Origin of the sequence: Methylobacterium sp. Leaf100, assembly GCF_001422845.1 — a bacterium.
GTDB lineage: Bacteria > Pseudomonadota > Alphaproteobacteria > Rhizobiales > Beijerinckiaceae > Methylobacterium.
The window spans coordinates 186,650-212,448 of sequence record NZ_LMMW01000034.1 but is presented as its reverse complement, the minus strand read 5'-3'; the positions used below and the strand labels follow the sequence as shown (position 1 = coordinate 212,448).

The 25,799-nt window shown below is 63.6% G+C and carries 19 protein-coding genes and 1 tRNA gene; 11 read left to right on the top strand and 9 right to left on the bottom strand.

The features are described from left to right. Nucleotides 1-312 precede the first annotated feature (312 nt). From ASF25_RS22090 to ASF25_RS15580, 5 genes are all read left to right on the top strand, one after another. The gene (locus ASF25_RS22090; RefSeq protein WP_082502790.1) at nt 313-3,720 is read left to right on the top strand and encodes a phage tail tip lysozyme; all 3,408 of its coding nucleotides are present in this window, start codon (nt 313-315) and stop codon (nt 3,718-3,720) included. Between the two features lie 32 nt (nt 3,721-3,752). After that, entirely contained in the window at nt 3,753-4,166 is a 414-nt protein-coding gene (locus tag ASF25_RS22855) for a hypothetical protein (RefSeq protein ID WP_156369010.1), read from the top strand. A 47-nt stretch (nt 4,167-4,213) separates the two neighbouring features. Then, entirely contained in the window at nt 4,214-5,437 is a 1,224-nt protein-coding gene (locus ASF25_RS22850; protein ID WP_156369009.1) for a hypothetical protein, read from the top strand. A gap of 628 nt (nt 5,438-6,065) precedes the next feature. After that, on the top strand, nt 6,066-6,968 hold the full coding sequence (locus tag ASF25_RS22845; RefSeq protein ID WP_156369008.1) for a hypothetical protein: 903 nt from the start codon (nt 6,066-6,068) through the stop codon (nt 6,966-6,968). Between the two features lie 289 nt (nt 6,969-7,257). Further along, nucleotides 7,258-7,623, top strand: a complete 366-nt coding sequence (locus ASF25_RS15580; RefSeq protein WP_156369007.1) for a hypothetical protein — start codon at nt 7,258-7,260, stop codon at nt 7,621-7,623. A gap of 281 nt (nt 7,624-7,904) precedes the next feature. Here the strand turns inward: ASF25_RS15580 and ASF25_RS22840 are convergent, their stop codons facing one another. After that, complete coding sequence (locus ASF25_RS22840) at nt 7,905-8,387, bottom strand: hypothetical protein (protein ID WP_156369006.1); 483 nt, start codon at nt 8,385-8,387, stop codon at nt 7,905-7,907. 117 nt (nt 8,388-8,504) lie between these two features. Between ASF25_RS22840 and ASF25_RS22835 the strand changes: the two genes are divergently transcribed. After that, on the top strand, nt 8,505-8,723 hold the full coding sequence (locus tag ASF25_RS22835; RefSeq protein WP_156369005.1) for a hypothetical protein: 219 nt from the start codon (nt 8,505-8,507) through the stop codon (nt 8,721-8,723). A 1,145-nt stretch (nt 8,724-9,868) separates the two neighbouring features. Here the strand turns inward: ASF25_RS22835 and ASF25_RS15575 are convergent. The 3 genes from ASF25_RS15575 to leuC all read right to left on the bottom strand — a co-directional run bounded on the left by ASF25_RS15575 (nt 9,869) and on the right by leuC (nt 13,302). Beyond that, nucleotides 9,869-11,572 carry a tyrosine-type recombinase/integrase gene (locus ASF25_RS15575; protein ID WP_082502788.1) on the bottom strand — a complete coding sequence of 568 codons (1,704 nt, stop codon included), beginning with the start codon at nt 11,570-11,572 and terminating at the stop codon, nt 9,869-9,871. Between the two features lie 81 nt (nt 11,573-11,653). Continuing rightward, nucleotides 11,654-11,738 (bottom strand) — tRNA-Leu (locus ASF25_RS15570). A gap of 151 nt (nt 11,739-11,889) precedes the next feature. Next, nucleotides 11,890-13,302: a 3-isopropylmalate dehydratase large subunit gene (leuC, locus tag ASF25_RS15565; RefSeq protein WP_056268222.1), complete on the bottom strand. Its 1,413-nt coding sequence runs from the start codon at nt 13,300-13,302 to the stop codon at nt 11,890-11,892. Nucleotides 13,303-13,599: 297 nt separating this feature from the next. On the opposite strand from leuC, the gene ASF25_RS15560 reads away from it, so the two are divergent. The 4 genes from ASF25_RS15560 (at nt 13,600) to ASF25_RS15545 (ending at nt 16,629) form a co-directional block, all read left to right on the top strand. Next, nucleotides 13,600-14,610 carry a 2-hydroxyacid dehydrogenase gene (locus ASF25_RS15560; protein WP_056305670.1) on the top strand — a complete coding sequence of 337 codons (1,011 nt, stop codon included), beginning with the start codon at nt 13,600-13,602 and terminating at the stop codon, nt 14,608-14,610. Continuing rightward, on the top strand, nt 14,607-15,512 hold the full coding sequence (locus ASF25_RS15555) for an AprI/Inh family metalloprotease inhibitor (protein WP_244473047.1): 906 nt from the start codon (nt 14,607-14,609) through the stop codon (nt 15,510-15,512). Before ASF25_RS15560 ends, ASF25_RS15555 begins: the two co-directional genes overlap by 4 nt. Before the next feature lie 110 nt (nt 15,513-15,622). Further along, entirely contained in the window at nt 15,623-16,372 is a 750-nt protein-coding gene (locus ASF25_RS15550; protein WP_056305669.1) for a rhodanese-like domain-containing protein, read from the top strand. A 26-nt stretch (nt 16,373-16,398) separates the two neighbouring features. After that, nucleotides 16,399-16,629, top strand: coding sequence for a SlyX family protein (locus tag ASF25_RS15545; protein ID WP_056268299.1), 231 nt, complete (start codon nt 16,399-16,401; stop codon nt 16,627-16,629). 263 nt (nt 16,630-16,892) lie between these two features. On the opposite strand, the gene ASF25_RS15540 is transcribed toward ASF25_RS15545, so the two are convergent. Beyond that, entirely contained in the window at nt 16,893-19,826 is a 2,934-nt protein-coding gene (locus ASF25_RS15540; protein WP_056305667.1) for an efflux RND transporter permease subunit, read from the bottom strand. A 17-nt stretch (nt 19,827-19,843) separates the two neighbouring features. Here ASF25_RS15540 and ASF25_RS15535 point away from each other — a divergent pair, with 17 nt between their 5' ends. Beyond that, entirely contained in the window at nt 19,844-20,413 is a 570-nt protein-coding gene (locus ASF25_RS15535) for an AraC family transcriptional regulator (protein ID WP_056305665.1), read from the top strand. Nucleotides 20,414-20,511: 98 nt separating this feature from the next. On the opposite strand, the gene ASF25_RS15530 is transcribed toward ASF25_RS15535, so the two are convergent. The 4 genes from ASF25_RS15530 to ASF25_RS15515 form a co-directional block, all read right to left on the bottom strand. Then, on the bottom strand, nt 20,512-21,012 hold the full coding sequence (locus ASF25_RS15530; RefSeq protein WP_056268206.1) for an ureidoglycolate lyase: 501 nt from the start codon (nt 21,010-21,012) through the stop codon (nt 20,512-20,514). Then, a complete protein-coding gene (locus tag ASF25_RS15525) occupies nt 21,009-21,845 on the bottom strand; it encodes a bifunctional allantoicase/(S)-ureidoglycine aminohydrolase (RefSeq protein ID WP_056305663.1) in 837 nt (278 codons plus the stop codon). The genes ASF25_RS15530 and ASF25_RS15525 overlap by 4 nt, the downstream gene beginning before the upstream one ends. Before the next feature lie 33 nt (nt 21,846-21,878). Continuing rightward, nucleotides 21,879-23,201, bottom strand: coding sequence for a dicarboxylate/amino acid:cation symporter (locus tag ASF25_RS15520; RefSeq protein WP_056176892.1), 1,323 nt, complete (start codon nt 23,199-23,201; stop codon nt 21,879-21,881). A 280-nt stretch (nt 23,202-23,481) separates the two neighbouring features. Further along, nucleotides 23,482-25,635 (bottom strand): TonB-dependent hemoglobin/transferrin/lactoferrin family receptor, encoded by a 2,154-nt coding sequence (locus tag ASF25_RS15515; protein WP_056305661.1) that lies wholly within the window; start codon nt 25,633-25,635, stop codon nt 23,482-23,484. Between the last annotated feature and the right edge of the window lie 164 nt (nt 25,636-25,799).

Sequence of the window (25,799 nt, the reverse complement as noted above, 5' to 3'; positions counted from 1 at the left end):
AAACGTTATACTTCAGGGTCCGTGCTGGCAATCCGAAAACGACACGACCCAAACAATATTCGCAAAGCATGTCGGGGACACTCTCGACGTGACGATGAGTTTTGTTCCGTCAACTTCTGAAGACGCATCTTTTTGTGCAGCATAGGCCGGGTGGGTGTCTAACATCCCTATTGTGAATATCAATTTTCGTTCGGATTTACCGCCAACGAAACCGAAGGCTGCCTTTTTTACTGGCGCCAATTCGAAATTATCAAATCTCCGTAGAATATTTTCAAAATATTGCTCGGAATATCATTCTAAGGAAGCACAACTATGGCTCAAGACGACAAGATGAAGTTGGGGATCACCCTCGACGTAGACGCTAACGGCACCGAATTGATCGATGCCCTCCAGAGGAAGGTGAACGCCCTCGCAAAGTCCATGGCGGCTATCACGGCCAACATGCGTAAGGCGGCTTCGGTGGTCTCATCCCCTGGACGGTCCGCAACGTCGAGTACGGACTCGAAGGCTGAGGTTCGGTCCGCCAGTGATCTCCTAGCGCTGGATCGCGCCTCAGTGGCCGAGTTCCGCAGAAAGCTGACGCTCAAAACCCGGATGGCGGCTCAACACGCCAAGGAAGAGCGCGACTCCCTGAAGGCGTACAAGGATCGAGTCTCATTCCAGTCCCGCGCCACGGCTCAGGCCGAGAAAGAAGAAGCCCGGCCCCTTCAGAGCCGGATGCGCGATGAGGCTCAGGCATTCCGCCAACGGTTTGCGTTCGGAACCCGTATGGGGCGCCAAGCCGTCCAAGAGGAAAAGGCACGTGCCCGTGAGGCTCAGCGCTCCATAGCTGAGACAGCCCGTGCCGATGCTCAGCGCATGAGAGAGAGGGCGGCCGAGCTTCGTGACGGACACCGCCGGGAGATCGCTGAGACCCAACGCCATGAAAGGGAAATCGCCCGTCACGAGTCCCAGCGCAGCCGTGGCTATTCCGACCTGAGAAGCGGTGGGAGCGATTTCCGACAGGGTTTGAGCCGGGCCACGATGGGTGCGGGTGTCATCACCGCAGCCGGGACAGCCGCCGCCGGGTCCGCAGCCCGAAAGGGTATCAGCACCCGCATGGAAGTGGACACGGCAGAGACGAACCTACGGATTTTCAGCGGTCAGACCACGGAGCAGATCAAGGCGGCCCGCAGAGGATTTTTGGACAACGAGGCTATCAAAAACGGTCTCGGCATCGCTGGCGGGTTGAACACTTATAACGAAGTCCTGAAAGCCGGCATCAAGTCACCGGAACTCAACACCAAGACGATCATGCAAGCGGTTTCGGCCCTTGAACTCGACCTTGCAAGCACAACGAAGCTTGCGGGTCTTCTGGATCGTAACTTCGGAGCGTCGTCCACCCCGGCTAAGCTCAAGTCTGCTCTTAACGCCGTGGCCGTTGCTGCTAGAGAAGATCCTACGAATGCGGGAGAGATTGTAGAAGGTGTAAAAAGGGGCTTCTCATCCCTGAGCACAGGCAACATGACGCCTGAGCAAATGACAGCACTCGTCAGTGGGGCGCAGTCGTCCGGCATACAGGCTGTAAAATCCGGAACGTATATCTCAACACTTGGCAAGCAACTCTCAATGGGATCATCAAAGTTCCTCGATCCCAAAAACCGGAAAGAACTAAACTTCGCTGCGAAAGAGCTTGGATTTGGCGACGCCCGCCAGATGGCTAAGACTTATACGAGCGACTCTTATAATACAATTGTCAAACTCAGTGAACGCCTTAATGCTATGGAGGCAGGAAAGCGTACAAACGTTGCTGAAGCCCTAATGGGCCGCATGTGGTCGGATGAAACACTTCAGAATGCCCAAGCTGTAGAGGGTCAGAAGAAAACTTATGCTGAGATCATGTCCCCCGGATCGGCCAACTTCCGTGAAGAAGCCGCCAGACAGAGGGCTGAGTCCCTTCAGGGCCAGTGGAACAGCACCAAATCGATTTTCTCGCGGTTCTGGGATAGCTTCGGCGCCGGGTTCGAGGATATTCTAATCTCGATCAATAGGTACTTTCTCGATCTCAATTCATCCTTCGATTATAACAAGGTTAAGAGCTACGTCGTCTCGTTCTTTGACGGGGTGAAGGACGCGCTTGGCGTAAAAACTTGGCAAGAGTTGCTTCATAATACCTTTGGCGGGAACCTCGGGAACTACGGACAGCAAATCCGAGACTTTGGAAAGGGTCTGACTGAAGGCATTATGGGCTTCGTCCGTGGCGTCCGATCCGTGTTTGAGGTGTTCGCCGGTTCCAATGCGTCGGCCGAGACCATCGGCAGATTCGCCGGACAATTCCTAGCTCTGACGGCGGCTTTGATCGTCTCTGGTCCGGCTATCGCTTTGCTAAACGGCATTGGTCTCGCCGTCATGGGCGTTGCGACCGTGGCTCTAGGTGCATGGCGCATCTTGAGGGCGGCGGGTCTCGTTAGTGCTACCGGGATCGGCTCCACACCAAAGGTGCCAGAGACACCGGGCAAGGGCATCTCTCGGCTTGGTGGCCGTCTCGGTGCGGCTGGTGCGGCGGCTGGATTTGCGGGAACGTCCAGCCTTTCGAAGGGCGAACAGGATGCCTTGTCTAAGCGGCTCGGCTCATGGGCTCAGGATCGTGAGAAGCTGTCCGCTCCATCCACGCCCGCAACACCTTGGATCGATCCACCAGCACGAAATGCCATAGAGACCCTGAAAGAGGCAGTCGAAGAGAATACTCTTCTTCATCGTCAGAACTTCGAAGCCGAGAACGGGTTCCGTGGCCTGATTCACAAGGCGTCTCTCTCCACGACTGCCCCGGCTGAGTCCGTCAAGGCGGTAATGACGGGTGCGGCAGGCTCAATCCAAGCCGCTATGTCAGGCTCCATCGGTGGCGGTGGCGTGTCCGGTAGTCCGCTCAGCACGTCCGTACCGGGCTCATCCCTTGGTGGGGCTTCTGGCCTTTCCAGACGGGGAATCATCGGTGGCGGATATGGCGGCGGTGGTGGTGGCATCACGGCTCCCATGCTCAAGGGCGACGCTCAGGCCAACGCTAAAACCGCATACGATTTCTTCCGTTCCAAGGGGCTAAGTCACGAGGCGACAAGCGGAATTCTCGCTTCCGTGAAACAGGAGTCCGGCTTCAATCCGGGTGCCCGTGGCGATGGCGGCAAGGCACATGGCCTGTTTCAACACCATCCCGACAGACGGGCAGCGATCATGCGGGGCACTGGCGTGGATATGTCCAATGCCTCTGTTGCCGATCAGCTTAAAGGCGCTTGGTGGGAGATGAACCACGGAGATGCGGGGGCTCAACGGGCTCGCAAGATTCTCCAAACGCCGGGTATCACCGCACGGGATGCCGGTGGCGCATTCGTCCAGCACTTCGAACGTCCCGCAAAGGATGAACGAGCGTCGCGCGGTGCTATGGCTGAAGGGTTCGCTCGTGAGTTCGGACCAAACAGCGGCGGTATCGGTGGTGCGGGACAGTATTCAGGACTCCGTGCCAAGGGCAGTCAGGCTTACGGCGGCGGCGCTTCTCATGTCGGGATCACTGATCTCGCTCGACAGGTCCAAGAGAACCTTCCCGGTGGAGTGAAGCACTTCGGCGCCTTCAACGATAAGTATCACCAGGGCACACGATCAAAGCACGCTCAGGGCCTCGCATTTGATACGACTCTACTGGACCTGGCAAGTCTCGGGAAGCTTCTCAGGCAATCCGCGACAAGCTGAAGGCCGCTGGACTCGACGCCAGTTCGTATAAGGTGATCGATGAATACCTGAACCCGTCCGCGCGTTCTACTGGCGGGCATATCCATACGCAGTTTAATAATCAGGAAGCCGCCAAGCGTTATTCTGACTATACTTCCAATATGAAGAAGTCTGGTGAAAGTATCGCGTCGTCAGGTTGGAAAAAGCCCGACGCTCCGAACGCTTTCGGTGGATCAGCAGATGCGATGACGGCGGCAACACCCGTTCGTCAAGGAAACCTCGTATCACCCGGCAAGACCGGCGGTGCGAATGCTGGCGCTTCTGGTGGTGGCGGTGGTGGCAGCGGTGCGGTCATTAATATCCAGGGCCAGAACCTCGACGCACACAGCATCGCCAATGCAGTACAGCGCCGATGGAATGAGAATGTATCACGCGGTACGCATGACATAGACTCTCAAAGCCTCTGATCTAAGACTTATATTATCGAACAGGCCGGGTAGACCTTTCCAAGGGTTTGCTCGACCTTTTTTATTTGCCCTATTATTTTTTAGGTCACATCGTGTCTACAGGTTTCATTCCCGACTTCGCAATATACAAGGGGGGCGAGAACATCACTGCGCGCTTCCAAGATAGAACTGTAAGCTTAACTGTCGAACTTGCAGCCGGTCAATCGCAGCAAGATGCGGTCGATATTGTGCTAGACGACCGGGCGAACATGATCAAAAGCCCAAAAGTAGGTGATCGCCTTCAAGTATATCTTGGTTACAAAGACGTTGGTCTCGCGTACATGGGGGATTTTGAGATCAATTCCGTTCGCTACAGCCTCGTTCCAGCGCTCATCACTGTCCGTGGTACGGCGGCTTCATCCCTAAACGACATCAAAACCCACAAGATTCAGGAATTCGAAGGTAAAACCGTCGAGGAAATTCTAGCCGAAGCGGGTTCGAAGATAGGCATGAAAGTCAAAATTCACAAAGATATCGCCGATCAGAAGATTCCATTTCTCAATCAAACCATGTCATTCGGCCACTTGGTGGGAAAGCTTGAGCAACAATACTCCGCTGTAGCAAAGATCACAGACGGGCAGGTCACCATGGTTCCTCGGGGGTCCGGTAAATCCGTATCCGATATCTCTATGAGTACCTTTGTGTTCCGCCCCGAACATTTTACCGATCTTGAAGCCCTCGAAGACAGTAAGGGTGCAACCGCTAAAACTGTGGCGTCTTTTACTGATAAAACTACAAACAAACGTGTAGATGTCGAGGCTAAGTCTACACTTTCTGACGTAGGGACGGAAGCTGAACACCGACTGTCTCAGCCCTTCCTTGACGAGGCGACCGCAAAGGCAGCGGCGGAAGCCGTACAAGCTCAGCTTGATCGCAGTACGTCAAAAGTCTTCGGGACGCTCAGTGAGGGTGATCCATGGGTGAGAGACGCTCAGCGGATACTAATCACAGGTTGTAGACCCGGAATAGACGGCGCGTATCTCTTGGAGATCGTGCGGCACGTTTTTACGAAAGGTTCTGGTATTCGAACCACGTTCTCAGGTGTTGGCGGGAGTGAGGGCCTACCAGAGGCTTACGCGGACGCCGGTCCTACGTCGCGAGACTTCATCGCACCAAAGCCCGGCCAAGTCTTCGGCCAAATGCTCCCGCAACTCCCCGGAACTGAGCTAGGCCAAGCGTTCGGAAGCCTCCCGATCTTCGCTCTCAACCCGCCCTCGATCCCAACGCCATAGTCTATAGCCGCCCCGCGCCGGGTTTTATCGTTCGTCGCGGGGCAGCATGAATAACTCCTGCCCGGAGTCGAGATATCTATACTTCTTCGACCTTGATTCGTCAAGCATATTAGGTCTGTCAAATCATAAGGCATTCTTATTCATGCACATTATGCATATCCGATATGTGTTGAGGGAATATTGCACCGCTTCGGATGCATCAGGAGCATAACTAGCAGGAATAAAAAGAACAACCATGCAAAGAGATCATGTCTCAGGCATGAGTCAGCTACACCCGCAGATTCCGCGAGTTGCTATTTTGTTCCACCGGAAGTATATCTGAAGGTCAGGAGCGAACCGATACCCGGATCGTACGAAATTGGACCTATGTAACTGAGCGTTTTTCGCTCTAACACAGGAAATATATCGAATTTATAGGGGGCTACCCCTCGTCGCAAGTCCTGCCAGGGATGACGAGGGGCGCCAATGGATCATAGTGACAAAAGAACATAACACGAACACGCCGACAGGGCAAGCGAAAGGTGAGCCCCGCCGTTCCCCCCGGGAGCGTACCGGAGGCGATACGAAGGTTCAGTTCTGGGAGCCCGCGAAGCAGACGTGCGCCAAGGGGACGGGCCGTAGCATCGGCTTGAACGTCCTCCTGATCACCGATTGCGAGAAGTTGATCACCGGGCGTCGTGGGATGGGACCGTGGAGCCTCAATATCGCTGAAGCCATCTTCGACGTGGCAGCACCGCGTATCATCGCCAGAGCCAATGCCCGTCATAAGAACCCCTCAGAAGCCCTGATGCGCTGGGCGGACCGTTGGGTTCCCGAGCTTGTCGAGGCTGAAGGCTCGACGTGGGTCCACCGCCGGTTTCTGGAAATCCGTGAAGAGCGGTTCGGATCGTTCCGTACCGTTGATCAGATCGCCCAAGACCTCGGCACGGTCCAAGACGAAGTGCTTGGCTACCGCCTTGAGGCCATGGTCTCGCTGGATCGTCCTCCTGCCGTCCGCAAGAAGGAGCGTGCGCAGGCAGACGCGGAGTATCAGGCGGCCAAGCGTGTCGCGAACGGTGCGATCCCGCAGGATATGAAAATCGCCGCTCGACATGCCCGTGGCGAGTTCGGAGACAAACCCCTGAAGACGGTTCGGCGCCACATCAAAGAAGGCAAGATGATCGATCCGAACCGGATGCCTGACATGGCTCCCGATGGGCACATTTCGTCGGATGGGCACTTTTCGTCGGCAACAGTACTTACGTGTAGGGTTGAAGACGAAAAGTGCCCACGGCAGTTTTTGGCTGAGACCACACCTTCTCTTGAGATCGACCAGATCGAAAGGGAGCCTCTTGATACAAATGGACCGGACACTTTTTGTCCGCTCTCGAACGATGAGGACGCCATGCCGAAGGATGAGACGAAGACGGACAGAGAAACCTTGAACCTGACTGAGCATTTCCGCGTAGTCGTGCGGATTGTGAGCCCTGTACGCGCTCAACCCCTGCCGGTGATCCAGGCGAAGATCGTCTCTATGATGATGGCAGCGTAATCCGATCCCAGACACCGCCCACGTCGTATCGGTCGCCCGCTCCCTCGCGTTCCCAAGATCCCTGCCAGGGTGTGGTGACGATGGGGGCGGCTCTACCCCTCATAGGAGCGCGCTGCCCAACTGTCACACCGCAGTCCGTCTTCTCCCTGGAAGGTTGAAACGCCAGACCATGAGAACGACTGGACATGATAGGGAACGGTGTGTGGTTTCTTCTTTAGATGCGGCGCATTGATACTCGGTGTAGAGTCCTCTAACACAGATCAGGCAGCTCAATACGGAACATCATTACGTGCGCTCTAATCCAAAGAAGTCGTTCTCAGTCTCTCATATCGAGAAGATGTGCTCCGAAAGCCGACTGAAGTTCAGGTCACCTCCCACGCTGGCGAGGACGACGACGACGGAAATCTGTGACGAGGCGGTAGGTCTCAAGGCCGATGCCCTGGCACAACTGCAAGCGGAGCGTTTCGTTCGTGCAGCCCTAGCCTTCAAACGGAACGAGGCCGTCAAGGAAGAGAAACGCAGGCGGAAGTTTCAGCCGTCCGCCGTCCTCATAGCTCTCCCTGCGGAGGAAGCTGACGAGATCGAGGAAGTTGCCGACGTGGCGACCGTCCTAGCGGAACAGACGAAACCGGCATCGTTTTCGAACTTGCAGTAGGGATTTGCTTGGTCCGGGATCATTCGACAAATTCGCGGGGTACCCCATGAATTTCTGACCCTCAGCTACAGTTCAAGCGGTCAGGTCGAAATGGTGTTTCGACGTTCCTGTTTGATCTGAGGCCGTAGGAGCAATGGTAAGCCCCGCAGGACCGCGCACCATTCCGATTGCTTATTAAGAACATCACGATTCGAAACGCGGTTCCAGTCCTTTTCGCATTCCTCAAATAGATAACTGGAATGCCCGTAGGATCGTTGGAATTACCTCAGGGTGGCATCTGACTAATTTTCGCTACCCGTATAGCGGTTTTGGCTGTCGGCCGTTGGCGGTGCCTCTGAGGCCAACTTCTTATCTCTACCCCTCAACTCCTCTAGAAGAATTGCAAGGAAGGATGCTCCGGCGCCGAACACGACCCATAAGGGAACGCCGATTGCGGACCCAAGAGCGGCAATCCCGGCACCTTGGCCGCCAAACAGCGCCGCACCGACCGCGAAACCGCCGAACAGCACCCGAGTCCCCGGTTTGCGTTCGTCCCACGCGATCCGCCGCGTCTGGCGGGCAATGATCTTCACAGCGGGCCATATCGTTTTGGCGTTCAGTGTATCCGCAACCGCCTGTCTCGCCTTCGAAGCTGGCGTGCCCTCGCCTTCCTTGATCGAAAGGAGACGTTCCGCCCACGCCCTCAGGGCAGTCCCCTCAGTGGGCGAGACAGACTCAGCGATACGGACCGCGATCTGCCGGCTCTTAGGGGCGTCGTCGTTCACGGCAGTTCCGATTCAGGCAGCCGAAACGACTGAGAAGAACCCGTACCGGCAGCCGGTATCCACGTCCAATCATTCCCTGGTCGGATTTCATAACCCTATCATTTCAGAGAAATAATCATGAGCAGACTCCACCCTGAGCAGAAATTGGGGACTTACTCCCTCAGCCTAGAACAAAGCCTTGTCGAAGATATTGACCGCCTGTGTGAAAACCGAGTCGATGGCTCTGTCATGTCTCGCAGTGAGATGGTCCGCAATCTGCTGACGTTTGCGATCCTGTGTATCCAGCTCCCGCCAGATCAATCGATCGATGCCATGATGCGGGAGATGGGCGCGTGACGATCTTTGTCCTCGACCCGATTTCAGGCAAGATTGTGGAAATCACCGTTCCTGATCTAAAATAGCGGCCTAAGGGTAAAAACGCGATGTCTGTATCAGATCTTATTGCTCAGGCTTTCGCAACTGCCACTCAAGAACATCTTGGCATCCATCGATCGTGGATTATTTTATCGTCCCGCTGGGGCGGCAGGCTTCCCCAGTCCCGGCTCAGATCAACTATACAAAATCATGGCCGCCTAGACATGCTCTTGCGGTCAATGGAATCTGAGAACGCCTCCAATTTGCATTCATTTGCACCCGGATCGATAAATGAACTTGTTTATTTGTCAGAGTCTTGGATCATCAGCACATATGAAACCATACGAATCATACATGAAAGAACCAGCCTCTTTCCTGATAATACTGATTTGAACAATTTAAAGACTGATTTTGACTTACTTAGAATGCCATTGGCGAAACATGAAATTCCATCTGATACCAAGCTTCGCAGCCCCCTCACAATGAAGACGCACAAACGACGCGGCCTGAAGCGGACGGTATATATTTATCCCAGCTATGACAAAGCTAAGCGGGAATCTAAAGATTGGCAATCAAGGGCACACATAATGCCGTCCGCAACCTCTGTGAGAGGCTCAATAATGTGGAAGGCAACTGATTGGAAAACGGGCACCTCACCATGGATTGAGCGGCAGAGCCTCTCCGATCGCATCCTAGCGTTCGCTCATGATTCGAAACCTGCCATCAGCACATAACCGAGACTGACCCAAGGCGTTTAGAAGTTTTTGCGGGCGGAACCCGCGAAACCGTTGCCCCCTACCCTTGGCAAGGTCTCCCCAATTTTGGGGATACCCTCAATGCCCTCAGATTTGAGGGCAGCTACAAAGACAGCACCGGGCGTACGGTCCCCTGCTTCAACCTGCCCGAGCGCGAGTGCATCATCCTTGTTTCGGGGCACTCGATCCCTCTTCGGGTCTTGCACTCATTGGCCCCAGTTTTGGGGGCAGCTACAAAGACAACACCGAACGAACGCAATTTTGCGTCGGTCTCCCTGACGGCACCGGAGGCGTTCGGAGGTTTGCACGCGAAGAATGCAAACCCCGGCCGTTTGCGCCCCATGTGGTGGTCTCCCCCGTTGAGGGGATACCCTAACCGCCTAAAGCGGGCATCGATCCGTCAGCTTCAGGGGCAAGGGTGGGTACGGGGAACCGAGCAATCGCATCCGCCATCTGCACCGTCTTCACATGGCGGTACGTACCGGAACTCGATTGATCGGCATGGCCCTGGAGGGCGTCTGCCACACTGTCTGCGATCCCGATGAGCGACGCGGTAGTTTTGAAAAAATGCCTCAGCCCGTGAGCAGGAGCGATCCGAACGTTCGTGAAGCCCTGCTGTCGAATCCATGATGCCAAATGGTTGCTTGTCCCTTTGGACGGGTGCCGCCCTTCAGCATTCGCCTTGGCGGGTTTCGCGTAAAACAGGGGCGCCCTTCCCTTCGCCTTGGCCCACGTCACGAACCCTTGCCGGATGATCTCGGGATGGAGCGGCACGAACCGTTCCGACCCCTCGTTCTTCAGCGTCGAGCCATCGGGGGAAGGTGCGATCTCGATCCCAACGACGCCATCCTTTTCAATGACGGACGTTCCCCATAGAGCGGCCAACTCCCCGATCCGGGCTCCCGTCAATGCAGCGAGCCACGGAAGCCACCGCCGAGCCGGATGGGTCTCGCGGGAGGCCAAATCCAGCAGCCGCGCAACGTCCGTATCGGAATAGCCAAGCATCCGCGCGCCTGCTTTCCGCTTCACGGTCACGCGCACGCCCTCGACGGGATTCGTTGTGAGGAGGCGGTTCGCTTTCGCGTATCTGAAGAGGGTCTTCAGGCAGGCGAGATCGCTGTCGGCCACCGTTTTGAGCGCCCTACCGGCGGCAATTCGGCTGTCCTTCCACGCCACCACGTCCTGATCCGTGACCCGCCTCGCGTCGTCATGCTTCAGGTGCCCACGGAACGAGGCGAGAATTCCCGTCCAGGTAGCGAGAGTGCTAGGCGCAGGTTTCGTCTCCTTTGCCCAACGGTCGAAAATCTCCGTCAGTGTGACGCCAGCGGTTCGATCTTGGAAGGCTGGGAAACGCTCAGCGGCGGGATCAGGCCGGTAGTCGCCAGACGCCATCCGCTTGAGCCGCCATCCAGCTTCCAAGGCGGCCCGTGCGATTTGTTGCAACAGGCGTAGGTGGGTCTCGCTGTCGATCTCGATCCCGTGGCGGCCAAGAACCCAAAACGCGAGTTGGCCTACCCGCTGTCGAAGAGCCGTCGAGTCATAGTCCGCCGGGAGGGCATTGATCGTTTCGGTAAGATCGTCCTCTCCAAAGAGAAGGTCGGCCGCGATTCGTTCGTCTGTCCGACCATGAACCGGGATCGTAGGCGCACCGGGAATCCGACCTTCAGCCGCCGCACGGAGAAGCGCTTTCCAGCTTTCCCACTCCTGCGGGGTGCCAGCGTCGTCCCCATGCTCCGCAATCAAGTGCCGATACACTTCGCCCGACAGCGCCACGATCTGACGCTGGTTCAGCGGAGCGGGACCGTTCCGAACGGCGGCGTACAGCTTGGACAACGTGGCGATGATGACGAGCCGCCGGGTGTCAGCTGTTGCCGCGTCTCTCGTGCGAAGGGACGTTTTGGCGAACTCCCCCAGCCGGAAGCTGACGGGGCACGCCGGATCAGTCGCCGTACCGGGAAGCTCCACGGTCACGACACGACTACGCACCCGCTCGACAACGTCAGCAGGCACACGAAGCTTGAATTGGAGTGATCCCGAATCGGGCCGGGAAGCGTGACGTTTCATCGTCAGGATCATGTGGGGTGTGACCCGGTTTTGTGTACCGGTCTGTCCCAAAAAACCCTTTAATATCAGCGGATCAGCGGCTTAGCCAACTGATGGTGCCCAGGAAAGGACTCGAACCTTCACCTCTTGCAAGACTGGTACCTGAAACCAGCGCGTCTACCAATTCCGCCACCTGGGCCTGTCGGGGCCGCGTGCGGCGCCGACGTGGGTTCGTTTAGGCGGCGCGGGGGCACCCGTCAATCGTGATTTTGAGGTGGCGCACGAAACGGTCGGTCCGGTCCGCGTCGGGGCGCGGCGTCCCTGCGGTCGCCGCGCCGTGTCCCCTGCCCTCAGGCGCTCGGCCAGTCGCGGATATCGACGAAGTGACCCGCCACCGCCGCCGCCGCCGCCATGGCGGGGGAGACGAGGTGGGTGCGGCCCCGGTGGCCCTGGCGACCCTCGAAGTTGCGGTTGGAGGTCGAGGCGCAGCGCTCGTTGGGGCTGAGGCGGTCAGCGTTCATGCCGAGGCACATGGAGCAGCCGGGCTCGCGCCAGTCGAACCCCGCCGCCTTGAGGATGCGGTCGAGGCCTTCCGCTTCGGCTTGGGCCTTCACGATACCGGACCCCGGCACCACCATGGCGGAGACACTGGCGTGGACCTGGCGGCCCTCCACCACCTTCGCCACGGCGCGCAGATCCTCGATGCGGCCGTTGGTGCAGGAGCCGATGAACACCCGGTCGATGGCGATGTCGGTGATCTTCGTGCCCGGAACCAGCCCCATGTAGTCGAGGGCCTTCTCCTTCGACTGGCGCTTGTTCTCGTCGAGAATCGTCGCCGGGTCCGGCACGGCGCCGGAGATCGAGACCACGTCCTCCGGGCTCGTGCCCCAGCTGACGATGGGGGGGAGGTTCGCCGCGTCGAGCCGCACTTCGCGGTCGAAATGCGCGCCTTCGTCCGAGACCAGGGTCTCCCAATAGGCGCGCGCACGCGCGAACGCCTCGCCCCGCGGGGCCTTCGGACGCCCCTCGACATACGCGAAGGTGGTGGCGTCGGGCGCGACGAGGCCGGCGCGCGCGCCGCCCTCGATGGACATGTTGCAGATGGTCATCCGGCCCTCCATCGAGAGGGCGCGGATGGCCGAGCCCGCATACTCGATGACGTAGCCGGTCCCGCCGGCGGTGCCGATCTCGCCGATGATCGCCAGGATGATGTCCTTGGCCGTCACGCCGGGCGGCAGGGCGCCGTCCACGGTGACGCGCATGTTCTTCGCCTTCTTCTGCAGCAGCGTCTGGGTGGCGAGCACGTGCTCCACCTCCGAGGTACCGATGCCGTGGGCGAGCGCCCCGAAGGCGCCGTGCGTCGAGGTGTGGCTGTCGCCGCACACGATGGTCTGGCCCGGCAGGGTGAAGCCCTGCTCCGGCCCGATCACGTGGACGATGCCCTGGCGCCGGTCGAGGGCGTCGTAGAACTCGATGCCGAAGTCGCGCACGTTCTCGGCGAGCGCCTCCAGCTGGATGCGGCTCTCCGGGTCCTCGATGCCGAAGCTGCGGTCGGAGGTCTGGACGTTGTGGTCCACCACCGCCAGGGTCTTCTCCGGGTGGCGCACCCGGCGCCCGGCGACGCGAAGCCCCTCGAACGCCTGCGGGCTCGTCACCTCGTGGACGAGGTGGCGGTCGATGTAGAGGAGGCTGGTGCCATCCGGCTCGACATCGACGACGTGGTCGTCCCAGATCTTGTCGTAGAGGGTGCGCGGCGCGGTCATGATCGGGCTGTCTTCGCGTTTTCTGAACGGGCTTGGGAGACGGGCTTGGAAGGCGGGCTTGGGCACCCGGTTCTCCCTTTAGTAGTATTCCAGACCGTCCGGCGAAAGTGGGGCGCCCGCCCCCTCTGGCGGATGGCTGCGGCGCGGTTTTCGCATATCGGCCCGGACGATTTCGGGGTGGGGCGGCGGGCGTCGGCTGTGGGGACCCGCGCCGGCTCACTGGACCGGTCCCGGCCCAAGTCCTAAAGCGGAAGGGCACCCCGCCGGGGTCGTGCACCGGAGTCCCGAAGGTCCGCCATGACGCCCGTCGATCTGCTGCTGCTCAAACCCATGCAGCCGAGCGTGATGGAAGCCCTGGCGACGCGCTTCACTCTGCACCGGGCCGACACGGCTCCGGACGCGGAGGCGTTCTACGCCGAGGTCGGCCCGCGCATCCGCGCCATGGCGACGGGGGCGCAGGCGCCCGTGGACGACGCCCTCCTGGCGCGCCTGCCCAACCTCGAGATCGTGGCGAGCTTCGGCGTCGGGTACGATACCATCGACACCGCCGCGGCCGCCGCACGGGGCGTGGTGGTGACGAACACGCCCGACGTGCTGTCGGACGAGGTCGCGGACCTCGCGATGGGCCTGCTGCTCGCCACCCTGCGCCAGATCCCCCAGGCGGACCGCTACCTGCGCGCGGGCCACTGGCCGACCCGACCCTACCCCCTCACCCCCACCCTGCGCGGGCGCACAATCGGCATTCTCGGCCTCGGGCGCATCGGCCGGGCCATCGCGACGCGGCTCGAAGGCTTCGGCGTCGCCCTCGCCTATCACGGCCGCCGCCGGCAGCCGGAGGTGTCCTACACCTATCACGCCACGCTGCTCGGCATGGCCCGGGCCGTCGACGTGCTCCTCTTGGTGGCGCCCGGCGGACCGGAGACGGACGGCCTCGTCGACGCCGCCGTGCTGGCCGCCCTCGGTCCGGAGGGGATCCTGATCAACGTGGCCCGCGGCAGCGTGGTGGACGAGGCCGCCCTCATCGCGGCCCTGCGCGACGGGACGATCCTCGGGGCCGGGCTCGACGTCTTCGCACGCGAGCCGCACGTGCCGGCCGACCTCGTCGCCCTGGATCACGTGGTGCTCCTGCCCCATGTCGGCTCGGGCTCCGTCCACACCCGCGAGGCCATGGGCCGCCTCGTCGTCGACAACCTGCTCCACTGGTTCGACGGCCGGGGACCGCTGACGCCGGTGCCGGAGACGCCAGTGCGGGAGACAGCGGGGCGGGAGACACCGGGGCCGGAGACGTTTCGGAGCGCGGGCGCGTGAGCCCCCGCGCGCCGGCCCGCATCCTCGGTTTCCTCTCGGTCCTCACGGTGGGCGGCGCGGTGTTCGCGCAAGCACCGCAGGTTCAGCAACCGCCGCAGGCTCCACAACCGCCGCAGCCGCCGGTAGAGGCCTCCCCCCCTCAGAATCCGCAGGGCGTGGCCGCGCCCGAGGTCGCGCCCGCCGCGCCCTTCGTCGAGAGCCTGCCGAAGGACATCGCCGGGGTGCCGGGCACCTGGGACCTGTCGCGGGACGGCAGCACCCGGCGCTGCGTCATCACCCTGTCGAGCGAGAGCGGCGAGGCGGGGCGGCGGCTGTCCTTCCCCGCCGGGTGCCGCCGGGCCCTGCCGGTGCTCAACGGCGTCGCCGGCTGGCTGTTCACCGACGGCACCCTGCGCTTCGTCGACAGGAACGTGCGGCCGGTCCTGCCCTTCACCCGCCGGCCCGACGCGCGCAGCCTCGCCGCCACCACCGAATCCGGCGAGCAGTACAGCCTCGTCCCCCTCCAGATCCTCGCCATGCTGCCGGCCGTGCCGGTGCCGGCGAGACCGGAATCTGCCGCGTCCCGGTCGGACGCCCAGCGTCCGGCGGCACCGGAGACGGACCTGGGCGGCGAGCCGCCGCCGGCCGGGATCTATACCCTCGACCGGTACCGCGACCCCGATACCTGCCGGCTGGAGCTGACGCCGGCCCAGCCGCCCGCCCCGGTCCGCATCCTCGAGGGATGCCGCGACACCGGGCTCGGCGTGTTCGATCCCGTGTCCTGGCAGTTCGCGCGGGGGCGGCTCACCCTCACCGCCCGGCGCGGGCATACGGTCACGCTGATCCCCACGGGCGACGGGCGCTGGCGCCGCGACCCGGAAGTCGGCACCACCTTCATCCTGCGCCGGGTCGTGGCCCCGTGAGCCGGGTCGCGGCCCCGTGAGCTGGGTCGCGGCCCCGTGAGCCGGGTCGCGGCCCCGTGAGGAGGCCGCACGGGTTTGCCCCGTGCGCGGCCCCGGATTATGCCGACGCGATGCTCACCGTCGCCGCCCTCTATCGCTTCGTCGATCTGCCCGATCCGCTGGCGCTGCGTGCCCCCCTGGAAGCCCTGTGCGGTGGCCTCGGGATTACCGGCACCCTCGTGCTCGCCCGCGAGGGCATCAACGGCACGGTGGCGGGGGCGGCGCCGGCCATCGAAGCCTTCCTCCACGCCCTGCGCAACCGAGCGCCGTTCGGCGCTTATTTCGGTGCCGTCGAGGTCAAGATGTCCTCGGCCGAGGCCCCACCGTTCGGGCGCCTCAAGGTGCGGGTGAAACCCGAGATCGTGACCTTCGACGGCGGAGCCACCCATCCGGCCCTGGCGCCGGCGAGTCCCGTGGCCCCCGAGGCCTGGAATGCGCTCCTGGACACGCCGGGGCTGCTGCTCATCGACACCCGCAACGCCTTCGAGGTGGCCCTGGGAAGCTTTCCCGGAGCCGTCGATCCCGGCACGAGGCGGTTCAGCGAGTTTCGCGCCTACGTGGACGGTCTCGACCCGGCGGCGCACCCGAAGGTGGCGATGTTCTGCACCGGCGGCATCCGCTGCGAGAAGGCCGGAGCCTACATGCGGGCGCGCGGCTTTTCCGAAGTCCACACCCTGGCGGGCGGGATCCTGCGCTACCTCGAAACGGTGCCGGATGCGCAGAACCGCTGGACGGGCGACTGCTTCGTCTTCGACGGTCGCATCGCCCTCGGCCCCGCCCTGGTCGAAAGGCCAGACCACGCTCCGGAGACACTGCGATGATCGACCCGGCGATGAGCGACCCGGCGATGCGCGACCCGGCGACGAGCGAGCCCGATCTCGGCACCCGCATCGACGCCCTCGAGATGCGCCTGACCGAGCAAGACGCCGTCATCGACGACCTCAACGCCACCATCACGGCGCAGTGGCGCCAGATCGATGCCCTGTCGCGGCGGATGGCGAAACTCGTCGAGGAGGTCGAGGAGGCGGGCCACCGTCCCGGTTCGAACGCGCCGGAACCACCGCCGCCGCATTATTGAGCGCGCCTTCCCGCACCGGTCCTTCGCGATACGAATCCCTTCGTCGATTGGGCCCGAACCCATGCTCATGCGTACGGGCGACACCTTCCCGATGACGGACCCCATGCTCGGTGACGGATTCCATGGCCGCCCGTCCGCGAGGGCGGGCACGCCGTACGAGGCGCGATCCACATGGGCGGTCCTGCGCGCGCCGATCGCCGGGCAGAGCCCCCCACCCCGGAGGGGACGGGCACCGGCCTCGATCGATCGCGACGGAGGTCGTCTCAGGGGCCGAAGATGCGAGCCGTCAGTTTCGATTTCGCCAGGTCGCGAAGGCACACGTAGAAGATCGGGGTGAAGATCAGTCCGAAGACGGTGACGCAGACCATGCCGAAGAACACGGTCGTTCCGATGGCGTGGCGCAGTTCAGCTCCGGCGCCCTTGGCGATCATCAGGGGGACGACGCCGAGGATGAAGGCGAGGGACGTCATCAGGATCGGTCGCAATCTCAGGCGGCCGGCTTCGACGACGGCGTCGACGATCGATCGCCCCTGGTTCTCCAGGTCGCGGGCGAACTCGACGATGAGGATGGCGTTCTTGGCGGCGAGACCCACGAGGACGACGAGGACGACCTGGGTCAGGATGTTCTGGGTCAGGATGTTGTTGTCCTGTCCCATCCACAGGACGCCGCTGATGGCCGACAGCAAGCACATCGGCACGATGAGGACGACGGCGAACGGCAACGTCCAGCTTTCGTACTGCGACGCGAGGACGAGGTAGACGAAGACGACGCTCAACAGGAAGGTGACGATGCCGTCGCCGGCGAGGCGTTGCTGATAGGACAGCTCCGTCCACTCGATCGCGAACCCTTCCGGCAACGTTCGGGCGGCGATCTCGTCGACGAGGGTGAGCGCCGCATCGGAACTGACCGCCGGGACGGCCGAGCCGATGATCTCGGCGGTCGGGAACAGATTGTACCGCGGCACGCGATCCGGCGCACTCTGCGTGCTGAACGACGCGACCGAGTCGAGCGGCACCATGGCGCCGGTGTCGCTTCTGGCCTTGAGACGGCCGATCTGTTCGACGTCGAGGCGGCTCAGTCCCTCGGCCTGGGCGATCACCTGATACGTCCGCCCGGACAGATTGAAGTCGTTGACGTAGGCGCTGCCGAGATAGGCCTCGAGGGTCGAATGAACGTTCTGAACCGGCATGTTCAGCATTTCGGCCTTGGTGCGATCGACGTCGACGAAGAATTGCGGCGCGTTGGTCGAGAACGGCGTGAACGCGAGCAGGATGCGGGGATCCGCCTTCAGCGCCGCCAGCAGGTCGTCGGTCGCGCGCGCCAGCGCGACGGGGCCGTTGTTGTTCAGGTCCTGAACTCGGAGCGAGAAGCCGCCCGAGGCTCCGATCCCCCGGATGGTCGGCGGGGCGACGACGGTGATCTGCGCGCCGGTGATGTCGGCGACGCGTCTGTTCACTTCGGCACGGATCGACGCCGCGGACTTAGCCGGACCGGTGCGCTTCTCGAACCCCTCGAACTGGACGAACACCACGCCGGCGCTGCTGCTCTGGGTGCCCGTCACCACGCTGCGGCCGGGGAACATGTGGGCATATTCCACGCCCGGAATGGCGCGCACCCGCGATCCGACCTCCCGTGTGACGGCGTCGGTCCGTTCCAGCGACGATCCGACCGGCAACTGCACGAGCGTGATCACGAAGCCCTGGTCGGCGGCGGGGACGAAGCCGCGCGGGACCACGACGAACACCCATGCGGCCGCGGCGACGAGGCCCGCGTACACGACCAGCATGCCGATCCGCAGACGGATCACCCCTCGGATGAGCCGCGCGTAACCCCGCGACAGGGCGTCGAAGAAGCGATTGAAACCGTCGATGCCGGGCCGGAGCAGTCTCGCGAAGACAGTGGCCTTGCCGCCGGTGTGGGGGTGATGCGGCTTGAGAAGGAGGCCGGCCAGGGCCGGACTGAGCGAGAGCGAGTTGAACGCCGAGATCAGCGTCGCGACCGAGATCACGACGGCGAACTGCCGGAAGAATTCGCCCGAGATGCCGACGATGAACATCGTCGGCACGAAGACCGAGGTCAGCACGAGCGCGATGGAGATGAGGGCTCCGCCGACCTCGCCCATGGTCTTTCGGGCGGCGTCCTTCGGCGACAGGCCTTCGACGATGTAGCGCTCGACGTTCTCGACCACGACGATGGCGTCGTCGACGACGATGCCGACGGCCAGAACCAGGGCGAACAGGGTCAGCGTGTTGATGGTGTAGCCGAGCATCGCCATGGCGGCGAACGTGCCGACGAGCGACACCGGGATCGCGAGCAGCGGAATGACGGTGGCGCGCACGTTCTGCAGGAAGACGATGACCACGAGGACGACGAGGGCGATGGCTTCGTAGGTCGTCACTTCGAGCGCCTTGATCGACGTGCGTACGAAGAACTCGGTCGGATTGTAGGTCATCCGGAATTCGACGCCCGAGGGCCGATCGCGCTCCAGCGCCGCCACCGTGGCCTGGATCGTTTCGGAGCCCTGGAGCGCATTCGTGCCCGGGCGCTGGAAGACGAGCAGGGCGACGGCGGCCGAGTCGTTGATGTAGGCGTCGGTGCCGTAGTTCCGTGCGCCGAGTTCGGCGCGGCCGACATCCCTCAGCCGGACGACGCGGCCGCCGTCGGTGTTGCGGATGATGAGATTCTCGAATTCCTCCGGCTGCCGGAACCGGCCCTGCACGGTAATCGAGGGCTGGAACGCCCGGCCGGAGGGCGCGGGAGGCTGCGCGAGCACGCCGCCGGCGACCTGGACGTTCTGCGCGCGGAGCGCGTCCACGACCTCCATCGCGGACATGCCCATCTCCGAGACCTTGTTCGGATCGAGCCATATCCGCATGGCGTATTCGCGCGCGCCCACCGGCTGAACGCTGCCGACGGTGGGCAGCCGGCTCAGCACCGGCACGACGCGTTGAAGCGCATAGTTCGACAGATAGAGCTGATCCCGGTTCCGATCGGGCGAAACGAGTTGCACGACGAGCAGGAAGTCGGGGGCGTTCTTCGCCACGGTCACGCCGATGCGGCGGACGACCTCCGGGAGGCGTGGCTGGGCGAGGGCCACCCGGTTCTGCACCAGGACCTGCGCCTTATCGAGATCGGCGCCGACGCGGAACGTCACGGTGAGGCTGAAGCTGCCGTCCTGCGTCGACTGCGACTGCATGCGAGCGACGCTTGCGGATGAAGGGGGTCGCGGCCTTGTGGGCCTCGATCGGCTGGACCCCGACCTCGGGGAAGAATCTCGGCATCCGTCCTTTCACGAACGGCAAGGATCCGTTCCTTCACGGTCTGGCCGCCGAATTCTTTCGTCAATATTCGGCGGACGCGCTGGAGCCGGTCTATTGCAAGGACATGGCGCACGCGATGGGCCGTTACATCGGCAAACGCTACGGCACGGCCGCCGAGACAAGCTCGATCCCCCTCTCGGCCTGGCAGCTCAGACGGATCACCGAGTACGTCGAGGCGCACATGACCGACGGCATCCGCGTCCAGGATCTTGCGGATGTCGCGGCTGTATCGACCGGGCATCTCCACCGGGCTTTTCGCGCGGCGACCGGGCTGACGCCCTCCGCCTTCATCAGCGAGCGACGCATTCGCCGCGCGATCGCGATTCTGAAGAACGAGCCAAAGACGATCGCGCAAGCCACCCTCCGGGTCGGGATCAGGAGTCCGAGCCGGCTCGCCGGCCAGATGCGACGCCTCACGGGCTACAACCCCTCGGGCTCGTACCGCGGGCGAGATCGCCAATGATACGGCCCTCGACAGGACCGCCGATGGACCACGTCTTCGTCAACGTCATCCTGGCGGGCGGGGGCGACGGCGTGTGCGGACGCCGCCGGGCTTCGATCTCACCCGGGCAGGTGGATCGTCCACGGCGCGTCGAACCCGTGCTCTTCGAGGTTCACGCCCGGACCGCCGCGGTCGATCACCACGAAATCCTGGGGGGCGCCGAACGGGGTGAGCACCCCGTGCCAGGTGCCGGGGGCGTAGCTCACGCCCTGGCCCGGCGCCGTGACGAAGGCCCGGGGCCGGCCCGGGCGGCCGTCCTCGTCCGGGCAGACCACCACGAGGAACGGGCTGGCGTTCAGGGGCACGAAGGCCTGCCCCCCCAGGGGATGGCGCTCGACGAGGCTCACGGCGAGGGGCATCGGGTAGGGCTCGGCCTCGACGAGGCCGACGACGACGCGGGCGCCCTCCCCCGCGACGGGAATCTCCGCCAGGTCGTGGAAGCGGCGCGCCTTGCCGGCGTTCATGGGCCGCGCCGCCGCCTGGCTTCGGTCGATGACCGAGCCGAAGGGCGCGAAGGCCTCGGCCGTGAGGGCCTCGGCGACGACGTGGCGTTCGCTCACCGGGCGCCCCGGAGCGTCAGGCCGGCATGGCGGTTCACGTCCTTGTAGAGCAGGTAGCGGAACGGCCCGGGGCCGCCCGCGTAGCAGGCCTGCGGACAGAAGGCGCGCAGCCACATGAAGTCGCCGGCCTCGACCTCGACCCAGTCGCGGTTGAGCCGGTAGACCGCCTTGCCCTCCAGCACGAACAGGCCGTGCTCCATGACGTGGGTCTCCTCGAACGGGATCGAGGCGCCGGGGCGCATGGCGACGATGTTGACGTGCATGTCGTGGCGCACGTCGTCCCCGGCGACGAACCGGGTGGTGGCCCAGGCCCCGTCCGTGCCCGGCATGGCGACGGGATCCTCCCGGCTCTCGTGGGTGACGAAGGAGTCGGGGGCGTCGAGGCCCGGCACCCGCTCGTAGGCCTTGCGGATCCAGTGGAAGCGCGCGGCGGTGGCCTCCCCGTTGCGCAGGGACCAGGCGGCGCCGGGCGCGAGGTAGACGTAGGAGCCGGGCCGCAGGCCGTGGCTCTGCCCCTCCAGGACGAGGCTCGGGCGCCCCTCCACCACGAACAGGACACCCTCGGCCTGCGCGTCGGGCTCGGGCCGGTCGCTGCCGCCGCCCGGCGCCACCTCCATGAGGTATTGCGCGAAGGTCTCGGAGAAGCCCGAGAGCGGGCGCGACAGCATCCAGGCCCGCGCGCCCTCCCAGAACGGCAGCACGGAGGTCACGATGTCGCTCATCACCCCCCGGGGAATCACGGCGTAGGCCTCGGTGAACACCGCCCGCCCGGTCATCAGCGCGGTCTGGGGCGGAAGGCCGCCGCAGGGCGGATTGTAGGCGGATGCGCTCATGGCGTGTCTCCGATGTGTCGCGGGCGTATGGCGTCAGGCGGCCCGAGGGGCCGCCCGGGGGGCCGCGATGGGGGCGTCGAGGGCCGTCTTCGTGTCGACGGCGACATCGCCGTCCAGCACCCGGTGGGCCTGCGCCCGGTCGATATCGCCCTCCCAGGCGGCGATGACCACGGTGGCCACGCAGTTGCCGATGAGGTTGCCGAGCGCCCGGGCGATGCCGACGAACCAGTCGATGGAGAGGACCAGGACGAGGCCGATCACCGGGATGTCGGGCACCGCCGAGAGGGTCGCGGCCAGCACCACGATGGCCGAGCCCGGAATCCCGTGGGCGCCCTTCGACGTCAGCAGCGCGATGCCGAGGATGAGGAGCAAATGGCCGAAGGACAGGTCGGTGTTGGTCGCCTGGGCGATGAACACCGTGGCCAGGGTCAGGTAGAGCGAGAAGGCGTCGAGGTTGAACGAGTAGCCCGTCGGGATCACGAGACCCACGGTGGAATCCTTGATGCCGAGGCGTTCGAGCTTGCGCATCACCTGCGGCAGCACGCTGTCGGAGGAGGCGGTGCCGGCCACCACCATGAGCTCCTCGCGCAGGTAGGCGAGGAGCTTGAGGATGCTGAAGCCCGCCGCCTTCAGGATGGCGCCGAGCACCACGAACACGAAGAACGCGACGCCCGCGTAGAACAAAGCCACCAGCATCCCGAGCTGCTTCAGGGAGCCGACGCCGTACTTGCCCACCGTGAAGGCGACGGCGCCCAGCACGCCCAGCGGCGCGAGGCGCACGATGAAGCCGATCACCTTGAACAGCACGTTGGTGATGCGCTCGATGCTGTCGGCCAGCGGCTTGCCCTGGTCGCCCAGGAGCGCGAGGCCGGAGCCGAACAGGATGGCGATGATCAGCACCTGCAGGATGTCGCCCTTGGCGAAGGCGTCGAACACCGTGGTGGGGATGATCTTCATCAGGAAGTCGACGGTGCCGGTGACCTGGCCGACCCGGTCGGTGTAGCCGGCCAGGGCCTTGGCATCGAGGCTGGCCGGATCGACGTTCATGCCGCGGCCGGGCTCGAACGCGTAGGCCAGCACGATGCCGAGCACGAGGGCCAGGGTGGTGACGGCCTCGAAGTAGATCAGGGACTTGAGCCCGACCCGGCCGACCTTGCGCAGATCCCCGGCGCCCACGATGCCGTGCACCACGACGCCGAAGACCAGGGGCGCGATCGCCATCTTGATGAGCTTGATGAAGGCGTCGCCGAGCGGCTTCAGCTGCACCGCGAAGGTCGGCCAGACCATGCCGAGCACGACGCCCAGCACGAGGGCGGCCACGACTTGCCCGAACAGGGACGCGAAGAAGCGTCTCATGCGAACCTCCCACTGGTTATGAAGGCCACGATCCTGCCCGAACGCCCGGCCCTGGTGCGTCGGCAGTCCCGTCGGGATCAGCAAATGCCGCGCCACGCTTCCTGCGCGGTGCGACGAGCCGAGCTCGTGGGACCGGCTCGCACGATCCGTCAGGCATATTGAGACGTCAAATATTTCCTGGGTCTCGATCGATACGAAATTCGTATGAACAGGCGGGCCCGATGTCGGAGCGGCATCGGATCGCGCCCTGCCTTGGCGATGTCACCCGCTCCCGGGCGCCTCAACGCGTGGCGAACTTGATGCTGATCGCCGCCTTGGCGACGAGGCCCGGGTTCGGCAGGGCGTTGAGATACTGGGTGTAGCGCTTGTCGAAGGCGTTCTGGAGGATGAAGTCCGCCTTGATCCGGTCGTTGACGCGGTAGGAGGCGAAGACATCCACCAAGGCGTAGGCCTTGGTCGCCAGGATGGTGGCGCCGGGCGGCACGTCGGTGCGGGCGTCGACGAGGTTGAGGCGGGTTCCGACCGTGAGGCGGTCGTCGAGGAAGCGCAGACCCAAGGTGGTGCTGATCCGGTCCGGCGGCACGGTGATCAGGCTCTGGCGCGTGGCCCGGTCGCGCCCTTGCGTGTGGGTGGCGGCCAGCGAGACGAAGCCGCCGCCCCAATCGTAGGCCCCCTCCAGCTCGACGCCCGACAGCTCGGCCCGGGCGATGTTGAGGTACTGGAACGACTGGACCGGGATGACGCACGGGAAGCGCCCGGGAATGCGGGCGCAGATCGAGGCCGGGATGCCGGGGATCGCCGGGACGAAGAAGGTCGGCCCCACGGCCTGGATGTTGATGAAGTCGTCGATCTCGTTCTGGAAGACGTTGAGCTTGGCGCGGAACACGTCCCCGGGGACGAGAACCTCGTTGACCTTGAGATTGATGCCGCCCTCCACGGTGCGGGCCACCTCGGGGCGCAGGGTCGGGTTCGGCAGGATCGTGAAGGCCGGGAACGGGTGGATGCCCTGCACCAGGGTCTCGGTGATGGAGGGCGCGCGGTAGCCCTCGGCGTAGGTGCCGTAGAGTTCGATGCCGGCGAAGGGCGACACGCCCACGGTGATCTTCGGCGAGAGCCGGTCGCCGCTCGACCGGAAGGCCCCACCCGAGAGATCGTAGGTGTCGTAGCGCAGCGCCCCGATGACACGGAGCCAGCCGGCGTAGCGGATCTCGTCCTGCACGAAGGCGCCAGCGAGGGAACGCTGGCCGGACGGCGTGAAGGCGCCGCCGAAACCGCCGGCATTGTCGGTGGTGCGAACGCTGTTCTGAACGAAATCGCCGCCGACCGTGAGGGCGTGGCTCAGTGCAAAGGTGTCGAAGCGCGCGGTGTTGTGGGCGTCGAAGCCCGTGGTCTGGATGTCGTAGCTGATTCGGTCGCCCGCCCGGGTGCCGAGGCGGCCGTAGAGGCCGCTCGCCGTGTCCTGCAGGAACGTCAGGTCGTTGTGCGTGGTGGTGGAATAGCCCTTGATGCTGAAATCCACGAGCGGCACGTCCGGCCGACTGAACCGGTAGCCCAGGGTGTAGGTGTCGGCCTGCACCGCGTTGGCGAAGCGCGCGCCCGCGTTGCTGGTGCCTGCATTGGCGAAGTCGAAGCGCTGCACGAGGGCCGTGCCGCTGAGTTCGTGCCCGTCGGCGGGCCTGACGTTGATCTTGGCGAGGCCCGAGGTGAGCTCGTTGCCGGTGTCGCGCACCAGGGTCCCGAGGCCGTCGCGGTAGGGGCCGTTGTTGCGGAACACGAACTGCCCGAACACGTCCGCCGCCGTGCCGATGCGGGCGCCGAGCGCCGTGGAGTTGAGGAAGCGCTGGCCGTTGGTGCCGAAGCCCTGCTTCTGCACGGCGCCCGCCACCTCGTCGGAGCCCAGGATGTCGTCGATGGAGCGGGTGCGGAAGGCCGCCACACCGCCGATGGCGCCCGAGCCGTAGATGGTGGCCGTGGGGCCGCGGGTGATGTCGACGCCACCGACGAGTTCGGGGTCGAGGTAGAACACCCCGTTGGCGCTGTGGCCCGAGGTCTGGAAGTCCTGGCGCGCCCCGTCGACGAGGACGTTGACGCGTCCGAAATCCTGCAGGCCGCGGATGTTGATGGCTTGCGCCGGATCGTTCTGGTTTTCCTGGGTGGTCACGCCCGGCACATCGCGCAGCACGTCCGAGAGGCGGCTCGGCTGGAGGCGCTCGATCTGCTCGCGGGTGACCACGCTCGTGCCCGAGAGCGCGTCGACGGCGCTGCCCGGGGTCTTGGTCGAGGTCACCGAGATGGTGTCGAGGCTGACATCGGCGTCGGGCGCGGCCGGGCGCACCGGCGACGCGGTCCGGGGCTGCGTCTGGGCCTGCGCAACCGACAGGGTGAGGAGGGAGCAGCCGAGCGCCAGCCAGGCGCGGTGGGACGATCGGGACATGGACGCATCCGCCAGAGAGCACAGTCGAGACGAGTGGCTGGCTGGCGATGGGGCTGGCTGGCTGATCCGCAGGTGCCGCGCGCGAGGGTGCGGGGTCAACGGCCTCGGCGAAGGTCCAGATTGTCGGAAATCCAATCTAGCGTCGCGCTGACCTGAAGCAGTTC